The 22042-nt window shown below is 71.6% G+C and carries 25 protein-coding genes; 3 read left to right on the forward strand and 22 right to left on the reverse strand.

The features are described 5' to 3' along the window. Genes ACFV9T_RS24145 through ACFV9T_RS24185 form a run of 9 tightly spaced genes read right to left on the reverse strand, consistent with a single transcriptional unit; the run spans position 1 to position 8124 of the window. Complete coding sequence (locus tag ACFV9T_RS24145; RefSeq protein ID WP_385443745.1) at positions 1 to 1182, reverse strand: phage late control D family protein; 1182 nt, start codon at positions 1180 to 1182, stop codon at positions 1 to 3. Positions 1183 to 1192: 10 nt separating this feature from the next. Then, positions 1193 to 1864: a LysM peptidoglycan-binding domain-containing protein gene (locus ACFV9T_RS24150; RefSeq protein ID WP_385443748.1), complete on the reverse strand. Its 672-nt coding sequence runs from the start codon at positions 1862 to 1864 to the stop codon at positions 1193 to 1195. Beyond that, positions 1861 to 2055 carry a putative phage tail protein gene (locus ACFV9T_RS24155; protein WP_385443750.1) on the reverse strand — a complete coding sequence of 65 codons (195 nt, stop codon included), beginning with the start codon at positions 2053 to 2055 and terminating at the stop codon, positions 1861 to 1863. Before ACFV9T_RS24155 ends, ACFV9T_RS24150 begins: the two co-directional genes overlap by 4 nt. Further along, entirely contained in the window at positions 2052 to 2570 is a 519-nt protein-coding gene (locus ACFV9T_RS24160) for a phage tail protein (RefSeq protein WP_385443752.1), read from the reverse strand. The genes ACFV9T_RS24155 and ACFV9T_RS24160 overlap by 4 nt, the downstream gene beginning before the upstream one ends. Further along, positions 2567 to 4060 (reverse strand): phage tail sheath family protein, encoded by a 1494-nt coding sequence (locus ACFV9T_RS24165; RefSeq protein WP_385443754.1) that lies wholly within the window; start codon positions 4058 to 4060, stop codon positions 2567 to 2569. Before ACFV9T_RS24165 ends, ACFV9T_RS24160 begins: the two co-directional genes overlap by 4 nt. Position 4061: 1 nt before the next feature. Beyond that, complete coding sequence (locus ACFV9T_RS24170; protein ID WP_385443756.1) at positions 4062 to 4517, reverse strand: phage tail protein; 456 nt, start codon at positions 4515 to 4517, stop codon at positions 4062 to 4064. Between the two features lie 31 nt (positions 4518 to 4548). After that, the gene (locus ACFV9T_RS24175; RefSeq protein ID WP_385443758.1) at positions 4549 to 6813 is read right to left on the reverse strand and encodes a phage tail sheath family protein; all 2265 of its coding nucleotides are present in this window, start codon (positions 6811 to 6813) and stop codon (positions 4549 to 4551) included. 10 nt (positions 6814 to 6823) lie between these two features. Then, a complete protein-coding gene (locus tag ACFV9T_RS24180) occupies positions 6824 to 7549 on the reverse strand; it encodes a carboxypeptidase regulatory-like domain-containing protein (RefSeq protein ID WP_385443761.1) in 726 nt (241 codons plus the stop codon). Further along, positions 7546 to 8124, reverse strand: a complete 579-nt coding sequence (locus ACFV9T_RS24185; RefSeq protein WP_385443763.1) for a DUF4255 domain-containing protein — start codon at positions 8122 to 8124, stop codon at positions 7546 to 7548. Before ACFV9T_RS24185 ends, ACFV9T_RS24180 begins: the two co-directional genes overlap by 4 nt. 183 nt (positions 8125 to 8307) lie before the next feature. Between ACFV9T_RS24185 and ACFV9T_RS24190 the strand changes: the two genes are divergently transcribed. Both ACFV9T_RS24190 and ACFV9T_RS24195 read left to right on the forward strand, forming a co-directional pair. Continuing rightward, positions 8308 to 8505 carry a hypothetical protein gene (locus ACFV9T_RS24190; protein ID WP_385443764.1) on the forward strand — a complete coding sequence of 66 codons (198 nt, stop codon included), beginning with the start codon at positions 8308 to 8310 and terminating at the stop codon, positions 8503 to 8505. Between the two features lie 320 nt (positions 8506 to 8825). Continuing rightward, positions 8826 to 9533, forward strand: a complete 708-nt coding sequence (locus tag ACFV9T_RS24195; RefSeq protein WP_385443766.1) for a BTAD domain-containing putative transcriptional regulator — start codon at positions 8826 to 8828, stop codon at positions 9531 to 9533. A 21-nt stretch (positions 9534 to 9554) separates the two neighbouring features. Here the strand turns inward: ACFV9T_RS24195 and ACFV9T_RS24200 are convergent, their stop codons facing one another. Then, positions 9555 to 10073, reverse strand: coding sequence for a hypothetical protein (locus ACFV9T_RS24200; protein ID WP_385443768.1), 519 nt, complete (start codon positions 10071 to 10073; stop codon positions 9555 to 9557). Positions 10074 to 10240: 167 nt separating this feature from the next. After that, positions 10241 to 10867: a hypothetical protein gene (locus tag ACFV9T_RS24205; protein ID WP_385443770.1), complete on the reverse strand. Its 627-nt coding sequence runs from the start codon at positions 10865 to 10867 to the stop codon at positions 10241 to 10243. A 33-nt stretch (positions 10868 to 10900) separates the two neighbouring features. Between ACFV9T_RS24205 and ACFV9T_RS24210 the strand changes: the two genes are divergently transcribed. Further along, positions 10901 to 12556, forward strand: coding sequence for a protein kinase (locus ACFV9T_RS24210; protein ID WP_385443773.1), 1656 nt, complete (start codon positions 10901 to 10903; stop codon positions 12554 to 12556). A 25-nt stretch (positions 12557 to 12581) separates the two neighbouring features. Here the strand turns inward: ACFV9T_RS24210 and ACFV9T_RS24215 are convergent, their stop codons facing one another. The 11 genes from ACFV9T_RS24215 to ACFV9T_RS24265 form a co-directional block, all read right to left on the reverse strand. Further along, positions 12582 to 13622, reverse strand: a complete 1041-nt coding sequence (locus ACFV9T_RS24215) for an MBL fold metallo-hydrolase (RefSeq protein WP_385443775.1) — start codon at positions 13620 to 13622, stop codon at positions 12582 to 12584. Positions 13623 to 13702: 80 nt separating this feature from the next. Continuing rightward, the gene (locus ACFV9T_RS24220) at positions 13703 to 15220 is read right to left on the reverse strand and encodes a class I adenylate-forming enzyme family protein (RefSeq protein ID WP_385443777.1); all 1518 of its coding nucleotides are present in this window, start codon (positions 15218 to 15220) and stop codon (positions 13703 to 13705) included. A 12-nt stretch (positions 15221 to 15232) separates the two neighbouring features. Continuing rightward, a complete protein-coding gene (locus tag ACFV9T_RS24225; RefSeq protein WP_385443779.1) occupies positions 15233 to 15553 on the reverse strand; it encodes an EthD family reductase in 321 nt (106 codons plus the stop codon). A gap of 31 nt (positions 15554 to 15584) precedes the next feature. Beyond that, positions 15585 to 15962 carry a hypothetical protein gene (locus ACFV9T_RS24230; RefSeq protein ID WP_385443781.1) on the reverse strand — a complete coding sequence of 126 codons (378 nt, stop codon included), beginning with the start codon at positions 15960 to 15962 and terminating at the stop codon, positions 15585 to 15587. Beyond that, positions 15959 to 16327, reverse strand: a complete 369-nt coding sequence (locus ACFV9T_RS24235) for a nuclear transport factor 2 family protein (protein WP_385443783.1) — start codon at positions 16325 to 16327, stop codon at positions 15959 to 15961. The genes ACFV9T_RS24230 and ACFV9T_RS24235 overlap by 4 nt, the downstream gene beginning before the upstream one ends. A gap of 190 nt (positions 16328 to 16517) precedes the next feature. Beyond that, entirely contained in the window at positions 16518 to 17138 is a 621-nt protein-coding gene (locus ACFV9T_RS24240; protein ID WP_385443785.1) for a TetR/AcrR family transcriptional regulator, read from the reverse strand. Positions 17139 to 17249: 111 nt separating this feature from the next. Next, entirely contained in the window at positions 17250 to 18398 is a 1149-nt protein-coding gene (locus tag ACFV9T_RS24245; RefSeq protein ID WP_385443787.1) for an acetyl-CoA C-acetyltransferase, read from the reverse strand. A 42-nt stretch (positions 18399 to 18440) separates the two neighbouring features. Beyond that, positions 18441 to 19232: an enoyl-CoA hydratase/isomerase family protein gene (locus ACFV9T_RS24250; RefSeq protein ID WP_385443789.1), complete on the reverse strand. Its 792-nt coding sequence runs from the start codon at positions 19230 to 19232 to the stop codon at positions 18441 to 18443. Next, complete coding sequence (locus ACFV9T_RS24255) at positions 19229 to 20008, reverse strand: SDR family NAD(P)-dependent oxidoreductase (RefSeq protein ID WP_385443791.1); 780 nt, start codon at positions 20006 to 20008, stop codon at positions 19229 to 19231. Before ACFV9T_RS24255 ends, ACFV9T_RS24250 begins: the two co-directional genes overlap by 4 nt. After that, positions 20005 to 20781 carry an SDR family oxidoreductase gene (locus ACFV9T_RS24260; RefSeq protein WP_385443793.1) on the reverse strand — a complete coding sequence of 259 codons (777 nt, stop codon included), beginning with the start codon at positions 20779 to 20781 and terminating at the stop codon, positions 20005 to 20007. Before ACFV9T_RS24260 ends, ACFV9T_RS24255 begins: the two co-directional genes overlap by 4 nt. After that, positions 20778 to 22025, reverse strand: a complete 1248-nt coding sequence (locus ACFV9T_RS24265; RefSeq protein WP_385443795.1) for an acyl-CoA dehydrogenase family protein — start codon at positions 22023 to 22025, stop codon at positions 20778 to 20780. The genes ACFV9T_RS24260 and ACFV9T_RS24265 overlap by 4 nt, the downstream gene beginning before the upstream one ends. Between the last annotated feature and the right edge of the window lie 17 nt (positions 22026 to 22042).

Here is a 22042-nt window from a genome sequence, read left to right on the forward strand (position 1 = left end):
TCACTGGTCCCCCTGATGGATCCGCCGTCCGGTGAACTGCGTGAAGAAACCACTGGAGTTGAGCGTGTGCTCCACCCGTTTGACGAAGTACGTGCCGGAGAAGCGGCGGCCCAGGCCGTAGATCTCCAGGTTGTCGCCGGGGCGCAGCTCGGGCAGTCCGGCCACCTTGCCGGTGGCGGTGATGAACTCGTACGCCCGCTCGCGCAGCAGGCTGATCGCCAGTTCGCGGGCCTCCTGATCGCTGCCGACCGGCGCGTCGACCATGACCTCCTGGCGGCCCTGCAGGGTGGACTCGGCGACCTGCGGGCCGCTCTGTCCATCGGCCGTGTTCTGCCCGGCGGGAAGGTTCTCGGCAGTGGCGGTGAAGGCGATGGCTTGCTTGGTGCGGGGGTCCCAGCCGCGCACGGTGACCTTGCTGACCTGCTGGGACACCGTCAGCGTCGGGGTGAACTCGATCAGGTTGGGGATGAGTCCCGCGGGCTGGCCGGTGGGGCCGGTGCTCAGCCCCGGCGCATACGCCAGCCGGTACAGCCGGATCGGGCGGCCGTCGCGGCCGTCGGTCGGCTTGATGAAGTACAGCGTGTCCTCGCCGGTCTTCGGGTCGGGGAGGATGTAGCAGTCGAAGTCCAGCCGCTTGGCCCGCTCCAGCAGGAACGTGGCGTCGTCCTGGTTCTTCTGCACCACCAGGTCGTGGGTGGGCCCTTCCCTGGTGACCTCGATGCGCAGGTGGTTGCGCTGGGCGATCTGCTCGGCGATGCGCCAGTCGGGCAGATTGCGGTAGGTCTTGGTCTCGTTCTCGGTGGGCTTGCGGTCCTTCAGCCGCAGCAGCCCGTCCACGCCGCTGACCTGCACGGTGGGCGAGGCGGCATCGGTGAACTTCGGGCTGAGCGTGGAGATGGTCCCGGTGGCGACGGTGAGCAGCTTGTCGGCGTAGCCGAGCCGGACCGAGACCCGGCCGCCGAGCCGGAAGCTCGGCGAATCGCTGTGCTTGAACCGCAGGTTGGCGTCGTCCCAGTTGTTCAGGGTGAGGTCGAACCCGGACATCTCGTCGATGTCCCGGTTCACCTTGATGTCGATGATGTCGTTCTTGGTGGACGGGTCCACCTCCAGGCCCTCGATGCGCACATCGAACTCGGGCGCGTACCGGTCGGGCGACGCGACCTCGGGTGCCGGGGTGCTCATCGGGCCCCCTTCACGGCAGCCGGGGCACGGTCAGCACCCGGCCCGGCCGCAGGTCGCGCGGGTCGCTGATGCCGTTGGCGCGCGCCAGCTCCCGCCAGGCGTCGGGCCGCCGGTACAGCGCGGCCGAGATGGAGCTGAGCGTGTCGCCTCGGCGCACCACATAGCTCTTCTCGACCGTGGGCGAGGAGCGCGGGGTCTCGGCGACCTGGACGGCGGCGGTACGGAACTCCTTGAGCGAGAGGTCCAGCATGGCGCGCAGCGGCACCCCGTCCGGCCGGAACAGCTGGTAGTTGACGTCGAGTTTCTCCACCACGCCGGTGAAGACCTCCTCGTCCCAGACGAAGCGGACGACCGGTGGCGCGTGTTCGCGGCTGTCGGGGCGCAGCAGGTCGCGCAGCGCGTTGACGTAGGCGGTGCGTACGTTCTCCAGGGTGTCGGAGGTGTCCACCAGGGCCTGGACCGTGAGGGTTTCGGTGCCGCCGCGCACGTATTGGAGTGGCGGGGTCTCCAGGCCGGGGATGGTGATCTCGGCGAACGTGTTGCTCTTGCTGAGCTTGTAGTCGGTGGGGTTGAACCGCAGCGGGATCCGCCGTTTCCGCTCGTCGGCGATCACCGGGCGGACGATCTCCAAGCGGGCCCGGGCGGCGCCCTGGCTCGCGAAGGACACGGGTGTCACGCTCATTGCGGCACCTCCCCGTCGCCGAAGCGTCGTTCGGCCCTGGTGTGCTCGGCGCGGGCGCACTGGTCCTCGTACAGCTTCGCCCAGGCCTGGATGTGCTTGTTGAACAGGCGGGTGAAGACGGCGCCGTCGTCGCCGTCGACCTGGAACCGGACCTCCAAGTGGTGGATGGTCACCTTCGGCACGCCGGTCACCTCCCCGGGCTCAGACGCGACAGGGCGTTCGCCGCGGCGTCCTGCAGGACCTTCGTCAGCCCCTCGTGGGCGATCTCCAGCGACTCGACGGCGATCGCGTTCTGCTCCGCGTGCAGGTCCGGGCCGCTCCACTTGGCGGCGAGCCCGCCGTGGAAGGCCCAGGCCGCGCCGGGCACCCCGTCCGGGCCGAGCACGATGACCGCGCCGTCGCGGCGGGCGCCCAGCGAGTCGGCGAGCCCGGCCTGGTACCAGGACCACAGCCCGGGGTCGCGGACCACGCCGCGCTTGAGCGTGATCCGGTTCCAGGAGTGGCGCAGCGGCAGCTGGTGGACCGAGTCGTTGCGGCCGCCCTCCGGGTAGCTGGTCACCTCCAGCTGCGCGCCGAGCCCGGTGACCTCCTGGAACGCGCCGGACGCGGCCAGGGGCAGCAGCAGTGCCTGCGCGGGCGGCAGATAGGCGTCGCCGGGGTCGAGGGTGACCAGGAAGCGGTATTTGGGCAGGGGATCCAGGGTCATGCCTCGATTACCTCCAGGTCTCGGTCCTGGCCGAGTACGAGACGGAGCCGGATGAACTCCATGGGGACGGCCGGGGCGACCTCGATCTCGCAGACCAGCTGCCCCGGGTCCTGTTCTGGCGGGTTGTTGGTGTCGTCGCACACCACCCGGAACGCCTGCTCGGGCCGGTCACCGGCGAGCGCACCGGCGCGGAAGGCCGCCAGGAGTACGGAGGTCAGCGCCCGCACGAGGGTCAGCCGCAGCTCGGGCGAGTTGACGTCGAACACCAGCGGGCCCGCCGCCCGCCGGATGGCCCGCACCAGCAGGTGCACCAGCCTGCGGTGGGCGATGTAGCGGGTGCGCGGGTCGGCGGACAGGGTGCGCCCGCCCCACACCATCAGCCCCCGCCCCCGGGTGCAGCGGATCAGGTCGATCCCGGCGTCGAACAGCCGGACCTGCTGCGGTTCCGGGTATTCGGCCGCGAGGTCGACCGCCTCCAGGATGACGGCGTTCGCGGGCGTGTGGTGGGCGCCGCGCTCGCCGTCGAGGCGGGCGATGACGCCGAGGACGTGTCCGGAGGACGGGACGGTCCGCAGCTCGTGCCCGTCGGGGACGCGCAGCGGCGGGTGGTAGACGGCGGCGCAGCCGAGGAGCCCGCTGTCGCCGGTGGCCGCCAGGGCGCCCACCCAGCTCACCGCCTCGTCCACGGAGGACAGCCGGGGCGGTACGTCCAGGACGGCGAGGCGGTCGTGCAACGGCTCGATGCCACGCAGCAGTTCGAGCACCACATCGGTGTGGGCGGTGCCGGACAGATCGGTGCCGAGGTCCGGCAGCGCCACCAGCGCCGGTTCCGGCAGCTCGGCCTGTACGGTCAGGGCGGCGGTGTACGCGTCGCGGGCGGGCGCCGCGTCGGTGCCGCCGGTGAGGGTGAGGTCCCAGGACGCGGTGATCGGGCCGGGCGGTCCAGCCGGCGGTGGCGGGCCGTCCGGGAGCAGCCGGATGTAGCGGGACGCGGCCAGCCGGTCGGCCACCTCGGCCAGCGGCAGCCCGGGGAAGGTCTCGGGCGGCTCGCCGGGCAGCATGACCCGTACGCCCACGGTGGGCGGTCCGGCGACCGTGCTGGCCTGGTAACGGATGGCGACGCGCGCGCCGTTGGCCCAGGCGCCGGGGCTGGTGGCCACCACCTGGAAGCCGGTGGCGGCCAGCCCGCGTAAAGGTCCGGCCTCCCACGGTGTCCGGGCCGTGATCGCGGGCCCGGACACGCGGATCACCCAGGCGGTACGGCCGCCGTTCTCGAAGAAGCCGCGCAGGGCGTACGGGGTGGCGAAGGCGCCCTCCGGCGGTCCGAAGGCGGCCACGACGTCGTTCCAGCTCTCCACGCGCACGGGAGTGCCGACCGGGCCCCGGCGGAGCCGGCCCAGGAACGCCGCAACGTCCGTGCGCAGCGGCTCCGTGCCCGGGTCACGGGGTGCGGACGTCAGGGATACGCCGGGAAGCGCTTCGCCGGTCATGTCAGGCGTCGATCTCCAGCTTCTCGACCGCCAGGACGAGGGTCTCCATGGCGATCTCGTTCTTGGTGGCGCTGAGCGTCGGGCCGGTGTACTTGGTCGGCCAGCCCCGGTCGAAGTTCCAGCGCATGGCCTCCTGGCGGTTCTCGTCGAGCAGCACGATCGACCCGGAGGTGCGCCGTACCTTGCCGTTGAGCGCTTCGACGATCCAGTTCCAGAAGCCGACGTGGCCGGTGACGCCGCGCTTGAAGGTGAGGTTGGTGAACTTCTTCAGCCCCGGGATCTTGCGGACGGTGATGTCCTCGCTCCCGGTGCGGTACTCGATCGGCGGGATTTCCAGCTCAAGACCGCTCACCTCGGTGAAGGACCCGCTCACCGCGACCCCGTCGTCGCTGACGTTGGTCACGATGATCTGGAAGTTATATGACGCGTAGGGATCGTCCCTGGTGACGGGCGGCATGGTGGCCTCTCCTCAGTCCTCGGTCGGGCGCTCAGGCGAGCTGGGACTCGCGGGTCTTCTGCTGGATCCGGAAGATGACGAACTCCGCCGGGAAGACCGGCGCGACGCCGATGACGCAGATCAGACGGCCGTTGGCCAGGTCGTCCTCGGTCATGGTGGTGCGGTCGCAGGCGACGAAGAACGCCTCGTCGGCGGTGGTGCCCGCGAGCGCGCCGCTGCGCCACACGGTGGTCAGGAAGTTGGTGACCGTCTGCCGGACCAGGGCCCACAGCGCCTCGTCGTTAGGCTCGAACACCACCCACTGGGTGCCCTCGTCGATGGACTCCTCCAGGTAGAGGAAGAGCCGCCGGACGCTGACGTACTTCCACGAGCTGTCCGAGGAGAGCGTGCGCGCGCCCCACACCCGGTGGCCCATTCCGGGGAAGAACCGCAGCGCGTTGATGCCCTTGGGGTTGAGCAGGTCCTGATGGCGCTTGGTGACGTCCTGGGCGATGCCGTCGGTCAGCCGGATGCCGCGGATGACCGCGTTCGCCGGTGCCTTGTGCACTCCGCGCTCGACGTCCGTGCGGGCGTAGATCCCGGCCATGTGGCCCGACGGCGGCACCTCGGTGTCGCGGCCCGTCGACGGGTCGCGGGTGACCAGCCACGGGTGGTAGAGCGCCGCGTACTTGGTGTCGAACGGCTCGCGGAACGCCTGGATGCCCTCGGTGTCCAGGCCGTCCTGCGGATCGAGGATCGCGAACCGGTCCCGCAGCAGTTCGCAGTGGGTGACCAGGGCCGATTCGACGGTCCCTGACCAGACTCCGGGCACCGCGCACACGGCCACCTCGTCGATGTCCTCCAGCGAGGCGATCCCGGTGCGCTTGCCGCTGCCGCCGTCCTCGCCGACGAAGTCGGCCACGCTCAGGGTTCCGTAGGCGTCGTCGCCGTCCGCCAGGGTGAGCCAGGAGCCGACCGCGGGCACGGGGAACTTCGCCGGGTCGGTGGACAGGCCGGACAGCGCGGTCGCGCGCACCAGCTGGGAGCGGCCGGCCAGGGTGGTCACCAGGTTCGACGGCGCGTCGCCGGTGAGCCGCAGGCCCGGGTACGACTCCGTCACCACCGCTCCCGAGGGGTCGGTGAACCGGGCGTCGACCCGCGCCTCGACCAGATGCAGCCGGTCGGTCTCGAACAGCGTCCCGGGCACGTTCCCGTCGAGGGTGACGACGTCCGCGGTGACCGACTCGACCGTGCGGACGGTCAGGTTGGTGCCGTCGTCGAGCTGGACCACTGCGCCCTCGTACAGCCTGCTCGCCCCGCCGACCCGCAGCGTCGGGCCCGCCGAGGTGTTGCCCCGGCGCACCCGGCGCACCAGCAGCCCTCGGCGCCACGCGGCGTGGGAGGTGCCGGACGGCAGGGTCAGCGTCACCTTCCCGTCGGCGGGCTGGCTGACCTGGACCTTGAACCGGCCGGAGCCGATCTGCACCCACACCTCGGCGGGCAGGTCGTCGGGGTCGAGCCCGGTCCGCGCGGCGACCTCGACCGTCTCGCTGTCCGCGGCGGCGTCGGCGGCCAGCTGCGTGACGAACAGCGCGCCCTCCTGCGGCTCCGGCAGCACCGGCAGCGCGGCCGAGGCCATCGGCTGGATCCGCACCTGGACGGCGCCGCCCCACGAGCCGGGGCTGACGGCGCTGAACTCCAGCGTCTCTTCCGTGTCGCGCGTCCCGATCTGCGCATAGTCGCCGCGTGCCGTCCTGACCTCCGCGGGCAGCGCCGCGTCCAGTTCGATGCGGCGGGCGGTCGCGTCGTAGGCGGCGACACCGGCGGTGTGGATCGCCTGCTGGTCGTCGCCGCGGAAGATCTGGATCTGCTGCCCGACGCCGGTGAACCCGATGAGGTGGCCGAGTTCCAGGCGGGTGGCGCCCTTGGCGGCGTCACCGGCGACCGGGGACACCAGGCCGTGGCCCAGGACGCCCGAGGCCGGTGTCGCCTGCCTGCTGGCGACGCGCTTGATGTACAGGCGCTGGCCGCCGTTGTCGAAGAAGCCCTTGACCGCCAGCGGGAACAGCCACCAGCGGCCGCCTTCGGCCGGATCGCCCGCCCAGGTGTCCCGGACGAGCGGGTCGGGCTCGGGGACGAATCCGCCGAACGTGTTCTGGAACTCCAGGAAGTTGGTGACCAGCTTGGGCTTGCCGCTGTACGGGCCGCGCACGGTGACCCCGGCCATACCGGCCGTACTGGTGCTCACCCCCGCGATCGGCCGTGGGCCCGCATCGATCTCCTCGATGTAGACCCCGGGGCTCAGATACTCCGCCATGGACGGCTCCTCAACTCTCGCGGATCTCTATGACGTGCCGGCGCTCGGCGTCCTGGGGCAGCCGCACGACCAGCGATCCGGACCTGCCCGGCCGCTCGGTGGCCCGCAGCTGGAAGGTCTCCTCGACGGCGTGTTCACCGGCCTTCTCGCCCTCCCACCGCAGGGCCAGCCGGAAGGCGCCCGTGGCGTCGGACAGGGTGCGCTCGTGCCAGGGCGTCAGGTCCCGGCTGGTGTGCCCCTCGGCCTCCACCAGCGCGCCCGCGACCGGCGCGGCGGTGGCCGCGTCGACCACGGCGCCGTGCACCGTGCGCACACCCGGCGGATAGGGGAACGAGACGCCCGGCAGCAGCCGGACGAGCCGCGGCGCGGTCGCCACCGCGGGCGGGTGGGCGTGATCGTACGGGTGCACCAGGAACTCGACGCCCACCAGACCCGACGAGAACGGCTCGCCGTCGGCCGGGTACAGCGGCTGGTATCCGGCGGCCGCGAAGCGGGCCCGGTGGCGCCGGGTCGGGGCCGCCCACGGCTCGGCGCACCGGCCGAGCCCCGGGTAGGCGAAGGCGGCGCTGGGGGTACGGACCGCCGCGTCGTCCAGCGGCAGCCACTCGCCGTCCTCGAACCGGTCCAGCTGAACGGTCACCCCGGCGCCGCGCACCCGCCGGGCGTAGTCGTCGTACGGGATGAACCAGGCGGGGCTGTGGAGCGTGGATCGCTCCAGCGGTCTGAAACGGCTCATGGCGTCGCCGCCCCGCTGATGACCCGGTTCTGCACCGGGCGGACCGCCGTCGCGGTGGCGGAGTCCAGGTTGACGACGCGGACCTCGTAGTTCAGCGAGAGCCGGTACGGCTTCTGGATCGCGTACCAGACCCAGGACTTCTGGTCGAGGGTGAGCGGGGTCAGGCTGAGGTGCAGCGAGTCGGTGCTCGCCGCGAGGCTGCCGGACAGCTGGACGCCGTCCAGGATCGCGTCGTCGTAGAACGTCTGCATCGCCCGGCCGAGCATCCGGTGCTGGGTCTCCTGGTCGCCGCCCCAGGGGGTGACGAGGTACCGCAGCAGCAGCGCCATCGGCGGCTTGCGGGTGACCGGCGGGTCGGGCGGCTGGGAGCGCACCGGTGGCCGGTTGCGCGAGGTGGGGTCCTCGGCGATCTCGTAAAGGAACACGGTGAGTTTCGGCGGCGGTGTCTGCACCGTCTCGGAGAGATCGTTGAGTTCCGCGATCGGCGGTTCCACCTGGCTGAGCCCGCGCAAGGACTGGGTCAGGGTCTCCACGATGACCGTCGAGACGTCGGCGATGACGCCGAAGTCACCCATGCGAATCCTCCCCGCGCTCCGCACCCGAAAGCGTGCCTCGACGAGGATGCAGGGCCCCGCGTGACTCCATCGCGATTCATCCATCACACGAGCGTCACCAGCCCGTTCCGTCGCCCGGCGATGACGTCGGCGGTCACGCGCCGACAACGCCGGGGTGACACGGATAAGGCATATTTTCCTTCCATGGAAATCCACTCAGAGCAGGCCGGCGTCCTGATCCTCCGAGTGTGGGTGGAAGAGGGAAGGCCGGACGGCTTCCGTGCGCGCATTGTGTGGACGGGCGGCCGCCACCAGGTGCCTCCGACCGCGGTGAGCGCGGTGGACGATGTGCTCAGCACCGTGCGCGCCTGGCTCGATCAGTTACTCGAACCCGAGAGGTGACGTTTCCGCGACGCCCCGGTGATGCCCGGCCATATAACATTCTGTACCCGAAGGGCTGGACACACGATCATGAATTGCTCGTAACATGGCTGGGCAGCATCCCGATTGCCGGTTGGGGATCTTTCACTGAGGATCTTTTACTGCGATCTTTTGCTGGGGATCTTTCACCGAAGCTGATATCGCCCGGGGGGCCGATGACCTCAGAAGGCCACGTCCTAACGTTGAGGCTGCTCAAAAGCTTCACGCTATCGGTCGATCACAAACGCGTTCCCCTTTCTTCCAGCGCCCAGCGCCTCCTCGCGTTCCTCGCCCTGCAGGACATGCCGCGAACCCGCACCTATGTGGCGGGAATGCTGTGGCCCGACGTCACGGCGTCCCGCGCCAACGCCAACCTCAGATCGTCTTTGTGGCGCGCGACCCGGACGGGACATCAGGTCATCGACGCGTCCTCACAGGAACTGGCGATCGCCAAACACATCGACGTGGACATTCACGCGGCGGCCACGCGCGCGCACCGGCTGCTCGACATGTCACGCCCGTGCGACGACATCCTCACCACCCAGACGCGGGCTGACCTCTCGTCCGATCTGTTACCGGAGTGGTCGGAGAACGAGTGGGTGCTGATCGAGCAGGAGCAGTACCACGAACTGAGGCTGTACGCCCTGGAGGCGATGACCGAGCGGCTGACGGCGGCGGGCCGCCACGGTGAGGCCGTCGCCGCCGGGCTCGCCGCCGTCCGGGCGGAGCCGCTGCGGGAGAGCGCTCACCGCGTGCTGATCACGGCGCATCTCGCCGCCGGGAACCGGGGCGCGGCGCTGCGGCAATTCGAGCAGTGCCGCCGGGTGCTGCTCGACGAACTGGGCCTGGAGCCCTCGCAGGCGCTGCGCAGCCTCGTACCGTCCCTGCCGCCGCCCCATCCGTCCGACCCCGGGGCGGCGGCACCCCCGGCGGCAGCCCGGAAGCCCCCACGTGTCGTGATGCGCCGCCCGGCGAGCGATGTGCTGGTGGAGGGCGCGGGCGGACGGTGAGCCCTGCGCCGCCCCCGCGGCTCAGCCCAGCCCGTCCCGGTGGGACCAACGGGGCTCACCGGGGCTGTCGTACGGCTGCGGGGGCTCCCTGCTCGGCTCACCTCGCACGGCGCTCCGCGCGGCCCGCATGTGGTCGCAGGCCCGGGCACCGGGGCTGAACTCGATGCCGGTGGCGGCCTCGAGCGCCGCGAAGAAGCTCTCCCCGAACTCCGACTGCTTGGTGGTCGTCCAGGTGTACGTCTCACCGCCGCGCAGGGCCCGCATCATCATGCGGCTCCCGTAGCCCCGGCGCTGCCACCGGTCGGCGACCCGGATCTTCCGGATCAGGCCCCGGCGGCACACGCCGCACACCTGCCAGGTGAGCCGGGCGAAGTCCTCGCCCTCCGGCACCTGGCACACCCGCAGTTCCCGGCAACCGGCCGGGACGCCGGGCGGGGTGTACGTCCAGACCTCCCCCTCCTCCGTGGGGCGCCCGGGTTCGCTCCGCCCGGATAACGCGCCCACCAAACGGCCCCAGAGCCCCGCCCGCTCGCCCGCCATCAGCAGCGGATCTCGTCGGCGGTGCCGAATCCGCGCCCGTCCTCGACGCCTAACCCTCTCAATGCCACCACGCCCCTTCGTCCGTCCCCCGACTTACCCTGACAGGTCGCCATTCGGGGGCGCGCGGTTCCGGGGCCGGGCGGGGTGCGTGGTGTTGACGCCTCGGCTCAGGGTGTGCGCCGGGGGCTCACCTCCACGCAGATCCAGTCGTACTGGCCGTCACTCAGCAGTTCGGGGCCTTCGAAAAGGGTCACCACGGAATCGCCGTACGCCCAGACCACGCCCCGCTCGGCGTCCAGCGCCTCGTCCGGCGGCCGGGGCACCGGCTCGCCCAGCCGGGTGCGCAGCAGTTCCTCGGCCGCCCGGTACGCGGATGCCCAGTCGTCCTCGGTGGCCTCCGGCCGCCAGCGCCAGCCGGTGAAGGCGCCGAACTCCCAGACCTCCTCCGGGGGCAGCGACGTCCCGTCCGGTTCGCACACCTCGAACGCGCTGTACGCCAGGGGCATCAGCACCCCGCGGTCCTCCCGGCACGCGGCGTGGGCACACGCCACCTCCGCGCCGTCCTCCTCACAGCCGGGGTGGTTGCCGATCCAGAGGTGCCAGCCCTCGTCGTGGTCCTCGCCGGGCGGTGGCCATATCTCCATCTCATGGATGACGGGTTCGCCATCGGGCCCCGACAGATGCCAGCCGTTGCGTACGAAAAGCGCCTCATAGGGCGGGTACGTCCAGGTCAGCCCCGCGAACTGCAGGGCGCGGTCGAGCCACTGGCCATCCGGCTGCGTCATCATCGCCATGCGCGGGACAGTACCCGGCACGCGGGGAGGGCCATGGGGACGTGGCTGGTCGGGCCGGTTATCGTGTCGAGGCACATCGAGCACGCGCAGGGCGGAACGAAGAGGGACGCGGTGTCGGACAACGAGCGGCTGGTCGCACGGCGGTACCGGCTGACCGAACGCATCGGCAGCGGCGGCATGGGCACCGTATGGCGGGCCGAGGACACCGTGCTGGGCCGCCAGGTGGCGGTCAAGCGGCTGCACGCCCCGCACCACCTCTCCGACGACGAACTCTCCACGCTGTACGAGCGCACCCGCCGTGAGGCGCGCAGCGCCGCCCGCATCACGCACCCCGGTGTGGTCGTCGTCCACGATGTGGTGGACGACGAGGAGGGGCTGCCGTGCATCGTCATGGAGTACGTGCCGTCCACCACGCTCGGCGCGCTGCTCAAGGAGCGCGGGACCGTGCCGCCGCAGGAGGCGGCGCGGATGGGCCGGGGGATGGTCGCCGCGCTCCGGGCCGCGCACACGGCCGGGGTGCTGCACCGTGACGTCAAGCCCGGCAATGTGCTGCTCGGCGCCGGTGACAGGATCGTGCTCACCGACTTCGGCATCGCGGTGGCCAGTGGAACATCGACGCTGACCCGGACCGGCGAGATGATCGGCTCCATCGAGTACATGGCGCCGGAGCGGATCCGGGGCCAGAAGCCCGGTCCCCACTCGGACCTCTGGGCACTGGGCGCGACGCTGTACCAAGCGGTGGAGGGTGCTCCCCCGTTCCGGCGGGACACGGCGATCGAGACGGCCTACGCCACCGCCGCCGACCCGCTGCCGCCCGTGCGACACGCCGGGCCGCTGGCGCCACTGATCGAAGCGCTGCTGGCCAAGGAGCCCGGCGAGCGGCCGTCGGCGGAGGAGACGGAGCGGCAACTGAAGGCCGTGGCGGCGGAGGAGCCGACGGCGCTGCGGCCGACCGGTGCCGCCCGGGCGTCGCGACAGGACACTCCGGCCTCGCGGCAAGACACTCCGGCCTCGCGGCAAGACACTCCGGCCTCGCGGCAAGACACTCCGGCCTCGCGGCAAGACACTCCGGCGTCGCGGCAGGACGCTCCGGAGCGACGCGGCGGCACGCGTCCCAGGCGCCGCCGCGTGGTGTGGAGCGCCATGGCGGTGGCGCTGACGACCGCGGCGGCGGCGGGCGCCTACGCCGTATGGCCGAACGACGGCGGCGTACAGCCGAGCGACGACGGCAAGGCGAAAGCCCCGGCGGTCCCCCACGGCTACCACCTGGTGGAGGAGAAGAACCTCGGCGTCTCCTTCCCCGTACCGAACGGGTGGAAGCTGGACAAGCGCACCAGCGACGGGGTCAGCTACATCGACCCCTCCCGACTGGTCCAGATCTCGATCGGCACGGTGGACCCGGCCGGTCCGACGCCCGTGGCGCACTTCCGGGACATCGAGGCGAACACCAAGAAGAACTACGACGTGTACCGGCGGCTGCGCCTGGACCGCACCACCTTCCGGGGGCAGCCCGCGGCGATATGGGAGTGCACGTTCGCCGGGAGGGTGCGCACCTTCCGCGCCATCGACCTCGGCTTCGGCCGGGAGGGCGAAAGGGAGGTCGACATCTACCTCTCGGCGCCCGACGCGCAGTGGGGCACCTACCGTCCTGTCTTCGACAAGGTGAAGGCAGGCTTGCGCACCCGCTGACCGCGCACTCCCTGACGAGGGGGCACTAGCCCACGCGGGTGTACTGGTTGACGCCGTCGGTGAACGCCACCGTCGCCTGCCCTCGGAGCACGAGGACGTCCAGGTGCGCCGCGGTCTCGTTGACCGCGAGCATCTGGTTGAAGGCGCTGAGGTCCCCGAACGGCACGGCCCGGCGCGTCCAGGCGAGTCCGCGCGCCACCGCGTGGGCGTCGAGCGTGTCCTCTCCCAGCGCGGTCAGGCTCGCGGCCAGCCGGTCGTCGTGGTGGGCGAGCAGTTCGCCGACCCGGGTGTGGGCGCTGTCGGTGACCGGCCCGTGGGCGGGCAGCAGGCGGGCGTCGGCGTAGCGGGTCATCAGCCGTAGCGAGTCGAGATAGTCGGCGAGCGGAGCGCCCCCCGGTTCGGCCAGTTCGAAGCCGATGGAGGGGGTGATGTGCGGCAGGACGTGGTCCCCGGAGAACATCAGTCCGCGCTGCTCGTCCAGGAAGACCACATGGCCCTTGGTGTGTCCGGGGGTGGGCACGACCCGCAGTGCGCGGTCGCCGAAGCGGAGGGTTTCGGCGGCGAGCCAGCGGTCGGGGGCCTCCCATACGCTCGGGTCGTAGCCGCCGTGGTCCATCGCCTCGATCTGGTCGGCGAGTTCCCCGGCTCCCGCCGCGCGCAGGGTGCGCAGTGAACCGGCGGGCCGGTCGCTGCGCAGCCGGTCGAGCATCTCCAGTCCGGGGCGTTCCCCCGCGCCGAGGTAGACGCGTGAGCCCAGCAGGCGGCGCAGTTCCACGGCGTGGGTGTAGTGGTCGCGGTGGATGTGGGTGACCAGGATGTGGCTGATGTCGCCGGGGTCGCGGCCGATGGCGGCCAGAGCTTCCTCAAGTGTTTTGCGCGCCTCGGGGATCGCCCAGCCGCCGTCGATCATGACGATGCCGCCGTCGTCGTCCAGGTCTTCCAGGAGGTAGACGTTCACGGCGTGCAGGCCGTCGTTGGGCAGCGGCAGGGGTACGCGGTGTACCCCGGGCTGTACCGTCTGGACTCCGGACGCTGCCCACGGGCCCTGGTCGAACCGCGCTGTCATGATCCTCCTCGTTGCTGAACTGCCTGGATCACGCGGGCGGGCATGCCGCGGCGGCGGCCGCTCGCGCACCCACCCCCTCGTCAGGCCCGGCCGGGCTCTTGAGCCCGCAGGCCCGCGGCCAACTCCCGGGCCCCGCCCCGGTCGAGCTTGCCGACCTTCGTCTGGGGCAACTCGTCGGTACCGTACACGTATTCGGGCCACTTGGTCTTGGACAATCCGATGCTCTCCAAGTGGCCGGTCATCTCGGCCAGATCGACGGGCCGGCCGTCCGTGGTGACGACGAGCAGCGCCACGCGTTCGCCGAGGATGTCGTCGGGGACCGGCACCACACACGCCCGGGCCACGCGCGGGTGTCCGGCGACCGCGCGCTCGATCTCGGTGATGTCGATGTTGCGGCCGCCCCGGATGATGATGTCCTTCTCGCGCCCCATGATGGTGAGGGTGCCGTCCTCGTGGGACATCAGCAGATCGCCGGTGGGCAGAAAGCCGTCCTCCGTCAGCGCCGGGGGGACGGCCCGCCCGTCGCCCGCGTAGCCGAGGAAGAGGGAAGGGCCGCGCACCTGCGCCCGGCCGGTCACCCCGGGCCCGGCCACCCGGCCGTCGGGGGTGAGCGCGCGCACGTCCGTACCCGGGAAGGGGCGGCCGTCCCTGCCGAGCCGGATCTCCTCGGGGTCGTCGGGGCGCGGCGAGGTGTGGCCGAGGCATTCGGACATGCCGAAGACCCGCAGGATCTTGGTGCCCAGGGACTGTTCGGCCCGGGCCAGGGCCGTGCGGTCCATGGGCCCGCCGCCGACGGTGATCGAGCGGACGCCCCCCAGGACGCCGGAACCGGCCGCCTCGTCGCCCATCTGCAGCGCCATGGTCGGTACGCACATGGTCCAGCGGACACCGGTCTCGGCCATCCGCCGCAGCGCGAGCGCCCGGTCCCACTTGCCCGTCATGACGAGCGGCCCGCGCAGCAGGAGGGCGAGATAGACGCCGAAGCAGTACGCGGCCGTCGACGACAGCGGGACGATCGCGGCGACGGCGTCGCCCGGCGACAGGCCGTTGACGGAGATGGTGGTCGCGGCGGCGTAGCGCAGGGCCTCCTCGGACTGGACGACGCCTTTGGGCCGCCCGGTCGATCCGGAGGTCAGGCCGATGAGGACGCCGCCCGACCACCGGGACACCTCGCGTTCGCCGGGTGCGGTCAGGCACGTCCAGCCGTCGAGCACGGTCCGCGCCGGGCCGGGCAGCCGTGTCGGCACCGCCCACGCGTCGATCGCCGAGTCCTCGGCTACCACGGCGTCCGGGCGGATGTCCGCCCAGGCGGTGGCGAATTCAGCCTGGGTGGTGTGCCGGTTGACCAGGGCGATGACCCCGCCGTCGCCGCAGCTGAGGCCCGCGGCGAGGGTGGCGGCGACGGTGCGCCATGAGTTGTCCGCCTGGATCATGACGGTGCCGACGGTTCCGTCGGCCGTGCCCTCGGACAGCGCCGCGGACAGCCGGGTGGCCTCGTCGAGGAGCTGCCGTGCCGTATGGCTGCCCGTGTCGTCGATGACGGCGACGAAGTCGGCCTCGGCGGCCCGCCGCTGGAACTCCCGCACTACTTCCCGCATCTCGTCCCCTCCTCAGGCGGCGAACAGCTCCGCCTCGTGCCCCATGACCGCGATGCGGCGGCCCTTCATGTCGCCCACCTGGGCGACGGCAGCGGCCCATTCGGGGCTCGCGAGGGCCTTCTTCAGGTCCTCGGGGGAATCGAAGCCGAGGACGGAGAGACCGTCCCAGCCGTCGGAGCGCGGCTCCAGCGCGGCGTCGATCTCGGTGTGCCGCCAGCTGCGCAGTCCGGGCAGGCGGCAGGTCAGCTCCGCGTGGTCGCCGCGCCACCACGTGATGAACTGCTCGTGTGTCCACTCCGGGGGCCGCGCTGCCAGCAGGACCAGGTTGTACATGAAGCTCCTCCGCAGGGTGAGTGGTCAGGGCTCAGGTGAAGCGGATCTCCGACGAGCGCCCGATCAGCAGGCGCCGCAGCCTGCCGTCGCCGTTCATCCGCCCGGTGGCGACGAAGGTCGCCTCGGGGACCCCCGCGCGCCGCACCTCGCCCAGGAAGAATTCGTCCCGGCCGAGCGTGGTCGCCGCGAGCCGGTGGTGGGTGCGGGTGCCCTTCTCGCGCTGTTCGAGGTAGCCGACCAGGGCGGCGCGGCCTCCCGCGAAGTCGGTGGCATTGCCGTCGCCGGTGGAGAACAGGATGGACAGGGCGAAGTCGTCGCTGATCAGGTCGAGGATCCGGGAGGGTTCGTCCCCGTCGAGGATCTCGAACCACGCGGTGAGGAAGGGGGCCGCCGCCGGGGTGTCCGTCATACCCGGCTCCTCTCCCCGGCCCAGTCGATCAGCTGGAAGTCGATGTGGAAGAAGGCCTGGTAGCGGGCGAGGAGTCCGCCGGGCGAGAGCACCGCGGCCGAGTGGAAGGAGCCCTTGTACTCCCCGCCCTCGGTCACCACTCCGTATACGGTCTCCAGGTCGCCGTCCCGGCCGTGGCGCAGGATCTCGTGTGTCCGGTCCACGGGATTGCGGCCCGCGATGTACGCGGCGAAGTCATCCCTGGAGGTGCCGGTGACCTCCTTGCCCGGCAGGGCGATGAGGAACCGGAAATCGGGTTCCAGCAGTTCGAGCGTCTGTTCCGGCTGGTGGCTGTCCATACCGGCGAAATACGCGCGCAACACCATGAGGGTGCCCCTTCGATTGGCGGCCAAGCGCCCCGGGACCCAGGTCCGCGACCTTCTAGATCAACCTGAGTTCAGTTCAATACGGATGCTAATCCTGCGGAAACAAGACTGACAAGAGTCGTGACGAACGGAAGACGGCCCCCGGCGGAAGTCCACCGGGGGCCGGGAGCGAACGGGGTCGCTCAGCGCGTCACGTGGCGACCATCCGTACGCAGGCGCCCTCGATCAGCTCGCTGATCTCCGACAGCGGCGTGGGCCCGGACGGCCGGTACCACCGCCAGACGCTGACGATCAGGCCGAGCACCCCCGCGCCCAGCAGCTGGGCGTCCCGGAGCGGGAACGCGCCCTGCGACATGCCCCTCACCAGCAGGTTCGTCCAGTCCCGCTCGACGAGCTGGACCAGCCGGCGGGCCTCGACGCGCTCGGCCTCCTCCCGCTTGGACTTCCGCGGGCCGGAGAGCAGGTCCATGTGGTTGTGCAGGATGCGCATCTGCAGAACCTCGTGGTCGGAGACGTCGTACGCCGCGTGCACGGCCGCCCTGAGGGCCTCGACCGGGTCGGTGACGTCGGCGGTGGCCTCCGTGAACTTGTCGTGGGAGCGCTGCAGCTCCAGCCGCATGATGGTGAGCAGACAGTGGGTCTTGGACTCGAAGTAGTGGTACAGCGCGGTCTGCCCGATGCCGACCCGCTCCGCCACGGTGGACCACTTGGTGGCCTCGAAGCCCGTCTCTCCGAAGCAGCCGACGGCGGCCGCCAGAATGGCGGCGCGCTTGGACCTCGGTCCCGCTTCCGGTTCAACCCTTGTCGCCATGACCCCGTCTCCTGGCCGCCGTCCACCTCGTCGGTACCCGAGAGTAGACCCAAGCTGAACTCAGTTGCCAATCGGCTCGGGCCGACCCGGCGTGACTCGGCCCGGCTCGGGTCAGAGGCGCTCCAGCACGGTCGCGTTCGCCATGCCGCCGCCCTCGCACATCGTCTGCAGGCCATAGCGTCCCCCGGTCCTGCGCAGCTGGTGGACGAGCGTGGTCATGAGCCGGGCACCGGTGGCGCCGAGCGGATGTCCGAGCGCGATGGCGCCGCCGAAGGCGTTGACCCGCTCCGGCGCGGCGCCGGTCTCCTTCTGCCAGGCCAGGACGACGGAGGCGAAGGCCTCGTTGATCTCGACCAGATCGATCGCGCCGATCGGCAGCCCGGCCTTGTCCAGGACCTTCTCGGTGGCGGGGATCGGGCCGGTCAGCATGTAGATCGGGTCGGAGCCGACGACGGCCATGGTGTGCACCCGGGCGAGCGGGGTCAGACCGTGGCGGCGCACCGCGTCACCGGAGGCGATCAGCAGGGCGGCGGCGCCGTCGGAGATCTGGCTGGAAACGGCGGCTGTGAGGCGGCCGTCCTCGGTGAGGGTCTTCAGCCCGGCCATCTTCTCCAGGGTGGTGTCGCCGCGCGGGCCCTCGTCGGCGGTGAGGCCGAAGGCCGGGGTGATCTCGTCGTCGAAGGCGCCGTCGGCCTGGGCGGCGACGGCCCGCTGGTGGCTGGTGAGCGCGAACTCCTCCATGTCCGTACGGGAGATGCCCCACTTCTCGGCGATCAGTTCGGCCCCGCGGAACTGGGAGACCTCCTGGTCGCCGAAGTGGTCGCGCCAGCCGTCCCCCGCGTACGGGCTGCCGAGGCCCGCCTGTTCGCCGACGTACATGGGGCTGGCGATGGGCACCAGGCTCATCACCTCCACCCCGCCCGCGACCACCAGGTCGGCGGCGCCGGAGCCGACCGCCTGGGCCGCGAAGTGCACGGCCTGCTGGGAGGAACCGCACTGGCGGTCGATGGTGGTGCCGGGCACGTGCTGCGGCAGTCCGGCGGACAGCCAGGCGGTGCGGGCGACGTTGCCGGTCTGGGCGCCGATCTGGCCGACGCACCCGAAGTACACGTCGTCGACGGCGCCCGGGTCGGCGCCGGTGCGCTCCAGCAGGGCGCGCAGCACATGGGCACCGAGGTCGGCCGGGTGCACACCGCTGAGCGCGCCCTTGCGGCGGCCGACGGGGGTGCGGACGGCTCCGACGATGAACGCTTCGGACATGGCGGGCTCCATGGGTTTCGGAACATGGGTTTCGGAACGGGTTCAGGCACGGGGGGCGGCGCGGGTGAAATCGGGCGCACGCTTGCCCAGGAAGGCGGCGACACCCTCGGCTCCGGCGTCGGAGACGGCCGCGGCGGCGATCGCGCGGGCCTCCCGGTCCAGCTGCGGGCCGAGGCCGTCGTTCAGTCCTTCGGCGACGAGACGGCGGGTGGCGCCGAAGGCGGCGGTGGGTCCGCGGCGCAGCGCCTCGGCCGTGCGCGCGGCCTCCTCGGCCAGCCGGTCGGGGGTGACGACCCGGCTCACCAGCCCAAGGTCCGCGGCTTCGGCCGCCGGGACGCGGCGGTTGGTGAGCAGCAGGTCCAGGGCCCGCTTGGGGCCGATGAGGCGGGGCAGGAACCAGCTGACCCCGGCGTCGGGTGTGTAGCCGATGCCGGTGTACGCGACGGTGAAGGAGGCGGTGTCGGCGGCGAGGGTCACATCGGCGGACGCGGCCAGGCCGAGCCCCGCGCCCGCGACGGCGCCCTGGACGGCGGCTACCACGGGCGCGTCGCTCGCCGCGAGGGTGCGCAGCGCGTCGTGGAGGGCGTCGGTCACGGCGGTGAGGTGCTTCTCGAGTGCCGCGCCGGAGAGCCCGGAGAACTCCTTGAGGTCGCCGCCGACGCAGAAGGACTTTCCCTCGCCGGTGAGCAGGACGGCCCGTACGCCCTCCGCCGCGCAGGTCCGTGCCGCGTCCAGCAGTCCGCGTGCCAGGTCCAGGCCGATGGCGTTGCCCGCCTCGGGGCGGCGCAGGGTGAGGTGGGCGAGGCCGTCGTCGATGTCGAGGGAGACGGTCATCGCGCGGTCCATCCGCCGTCGACGGTGAGGATCTGCCCGGTGCAGTACGAGGAGGCGTCGGAGGCGAGGAACAGCAGCGCGCCGTCGAGTTCATGGCCGTCGCCGCCGCGCCGCAGCAGGGTGTTGCGCTCGACCCAGCGGGCGGAGCGCTCGTCGCCGAAGAGGTCCGCGGTCATCTCGGTGCGGAACCAGCCGGGGGCGAGCGCGTTGACGCGGGTGCCGCCCGGGCCCCACTGTCCGGCCAGCTCCCGGGTCAGCCCGATCAGTCCGGCCTTGGACGCGGAGTAGCTCGCGCCGCCGAGCGGGGCGGCGGTGACCAGGCCGAGGATGGAGGAGACGTTGATGATGCTGCGGGGCGGCCCGCTCTCCTCCGCGGGTGCCTCCGCCACCAGACGCGCGAGGTGGAAGGGCGCGGTGAGGTTGACGCCGAGGACATCGGCGAAGGCGTCCGGGGACTCGTCGGCGGCGCGGGTCTCACCGGAGGTCGCGGCGTTGTTGACGAGGATGTCGACGTGTCCGGTGGCGTCGCGGGCGGTCTCGACCAGCCGCGTACGGTCCGCCTCCCGTGCGACGTCGCAGACCACGGGGTGGATGCGCGCGTCGGAGTCGGCGAGTTCCTTCAGCCGGTCCAGACGCCGGGCGGCGGCGAACACCGTGGCACCGGCCTGTGCGAGGACGGTGGCGAAGCGGGCGCCGAGCCCGGCGGAGGCGCCGGTGACCAGGGCTGTCCTGCCCTGGAGCGAGAACAGCTGGGCGGCGGGTCGCGGTGTGCTCATCCCTCCACCCCGATCGGCAGGACGGTCGCGCCGCCGTCGAGCACCAGGGTCTGGCCGGTCATCCAGGAGGAGGCGTCGGAGGCCAGGAAGAGCGCCGCGTCGGCCACGTCCTCCACTGTGCCGAGGCGCCGCAGTGGCAGCTTGGCGGTGAGGATCGGCTCGCGGACCTCCCACACCGCGCGCGCCAGCTCGGTTTTGATCAGGCCGGGGGCGATGGCGTTGACGCGGGCGCGCGGCCCGAGTTCGTAGGCGAGCTGCCGGGTCATGTGCAGCATGGCGGCCTTGGTGGCGTTGTAGTAGCCGATGTGCGGATCGACGACGAGCCCGCCGACGGAGGAGATGTTGACCACCGCTCCCCCGTGGTCGGCCATCCACGCCTGCCAGGCGTACCGGGTCCAGGCGACCATGCCGTACTGGTTGACGCGGACGGTCTTCTCCGCGCGCGGCAGGTCCAGGTCGAGCAGATCGCCGTGGTACGGGTTGGTCGCCGCGTTGTTGACGAGGATGTCGAGGCGGCCGAAGCGGGCCATGGTCTCCTCGACGCAGCCTTGCGCCTGCTCGGGTTCACCGGCGTTGGCCACCACGGTGTGGATGTCCCCGTCGCCCTTGACGCGCAGCAGCTCCTCCCGCGCCCCGTCCAGTCCGGCGGCCTTGCGGGCCGCGATCACGACGTGTGCTCCGGCCGCCCGGTAGGCGGTGGCGATGCCGAGGCCGATGCCACGGGATCCGCCGGTGATGACGGCCACTTTGCCGTCTAGGCTGTTGGCGCTCACGCTGCCCCCGTCTCGGTCTTCCGGCCGGTCTTCTTGATGGCTTCCTTGTAGGGCGCGAGTTCCTGGCGGGCCACCGTGCGCAGGTGTACTTCGTCGGGGCCGTCGGCGATGCGCAGTGCCCGGGTGATGGCATACAGCCGGGCCAGTACGGTGTCGTCGCTGACGCCCGCCGCGCCGTGTGCCTGCACCGCGCGGTCGACCACTTTGTGGGCGACCTCCAGCGCCGCGACCTTGATGGCGGCCACTTCCATGCGGGCGGCGGCGTTGCCGACGGTGTCCATCAGCCAGGCCGATTTGAGGACGAGGAGACGCAGCTGCTCGATCTCGATGCGGCTGCGGGCGATCCACTCCCGCACCACGCCCCGGTCGGCCAGCGGCCCGCCGAAGGCGGTGCGCGCGGTGACGCGCTCGCACATCAGCTGGAGGGCGCGCTCGGCGAAGCCCACGGCGCGCATCGCGTAGTGCATCCGCCCAGGTCCCAGCCGCCCCTGGGCGAGCGCGAAGCCCTCGCCCTCGCCGCCGAGGATGTTCGCCACCGGTACGCGGACGTCCTCGAAGAGCACATCGCCGTGGCCGAGCCGGTCGGTGTAGCCGAACATGGGCAGGTCGCGCAGGATGGTGATGCCCGGGGTGTCCCGGGGGATGAGCAGCATGCTCTGCTGCTGGTAGGTGCGCGCCTCCGGATCCGTCTTGCCCATCAGGATGATGAGCTTGCAGTCGGGGTCGAGGATCCCGGAGGTGTACCACTTGCGGCCGTTGACGACGTACGTGTCGCCGTCGCGGGTGATGCGGGTGCGGATGTTGCGGGCGTCGGAACTGGCGACTTCCGGCTCGGTCATGGCGAAGCACGAGCGGATCTCCGCCTCCAGCAGCGGCCGCAGCCAGCGGTCCTGCTGCTCGGGGGTGCCGTACAGGGCGAGGAGTTCCATGTTGCCGGTGTCGGGCGCCGAGCAGTTGAACACCTCGGGGCCGATGATGGAGCGCCCGGCCAGTTCCATGAGGGGCGCGTATTCGAGGTTGGTGAGGCCCGCGCCCCAGTCGCCGTGTGCCATGAAGAGGTTCCACAGGCCCTCGGCGCGGGCCTTCTCCTTCAGCCCGGCCATGACCGGCGGCAGCGCGTGCGGGTCGTCCGCTTCGGCGAGCTGCCGGTCGTAGACCGCTTCCGCCGGGAAGACGTGCTGCTCCATGAACGACCGTATGCGGTCCTGGAGTTCACTCGCGCGGGGCGAGAATCCGAAATCCACGCTTGCTCCTGTTCAAT

The organism is Streptomyces sp. NPDC059850 (assembly GCF_042731515.1).
Lineage (GTDB): Bacteria > Actinomycetota > Actinomycetes > Streptomycetales > Streptomycetaceae > Streptomyces.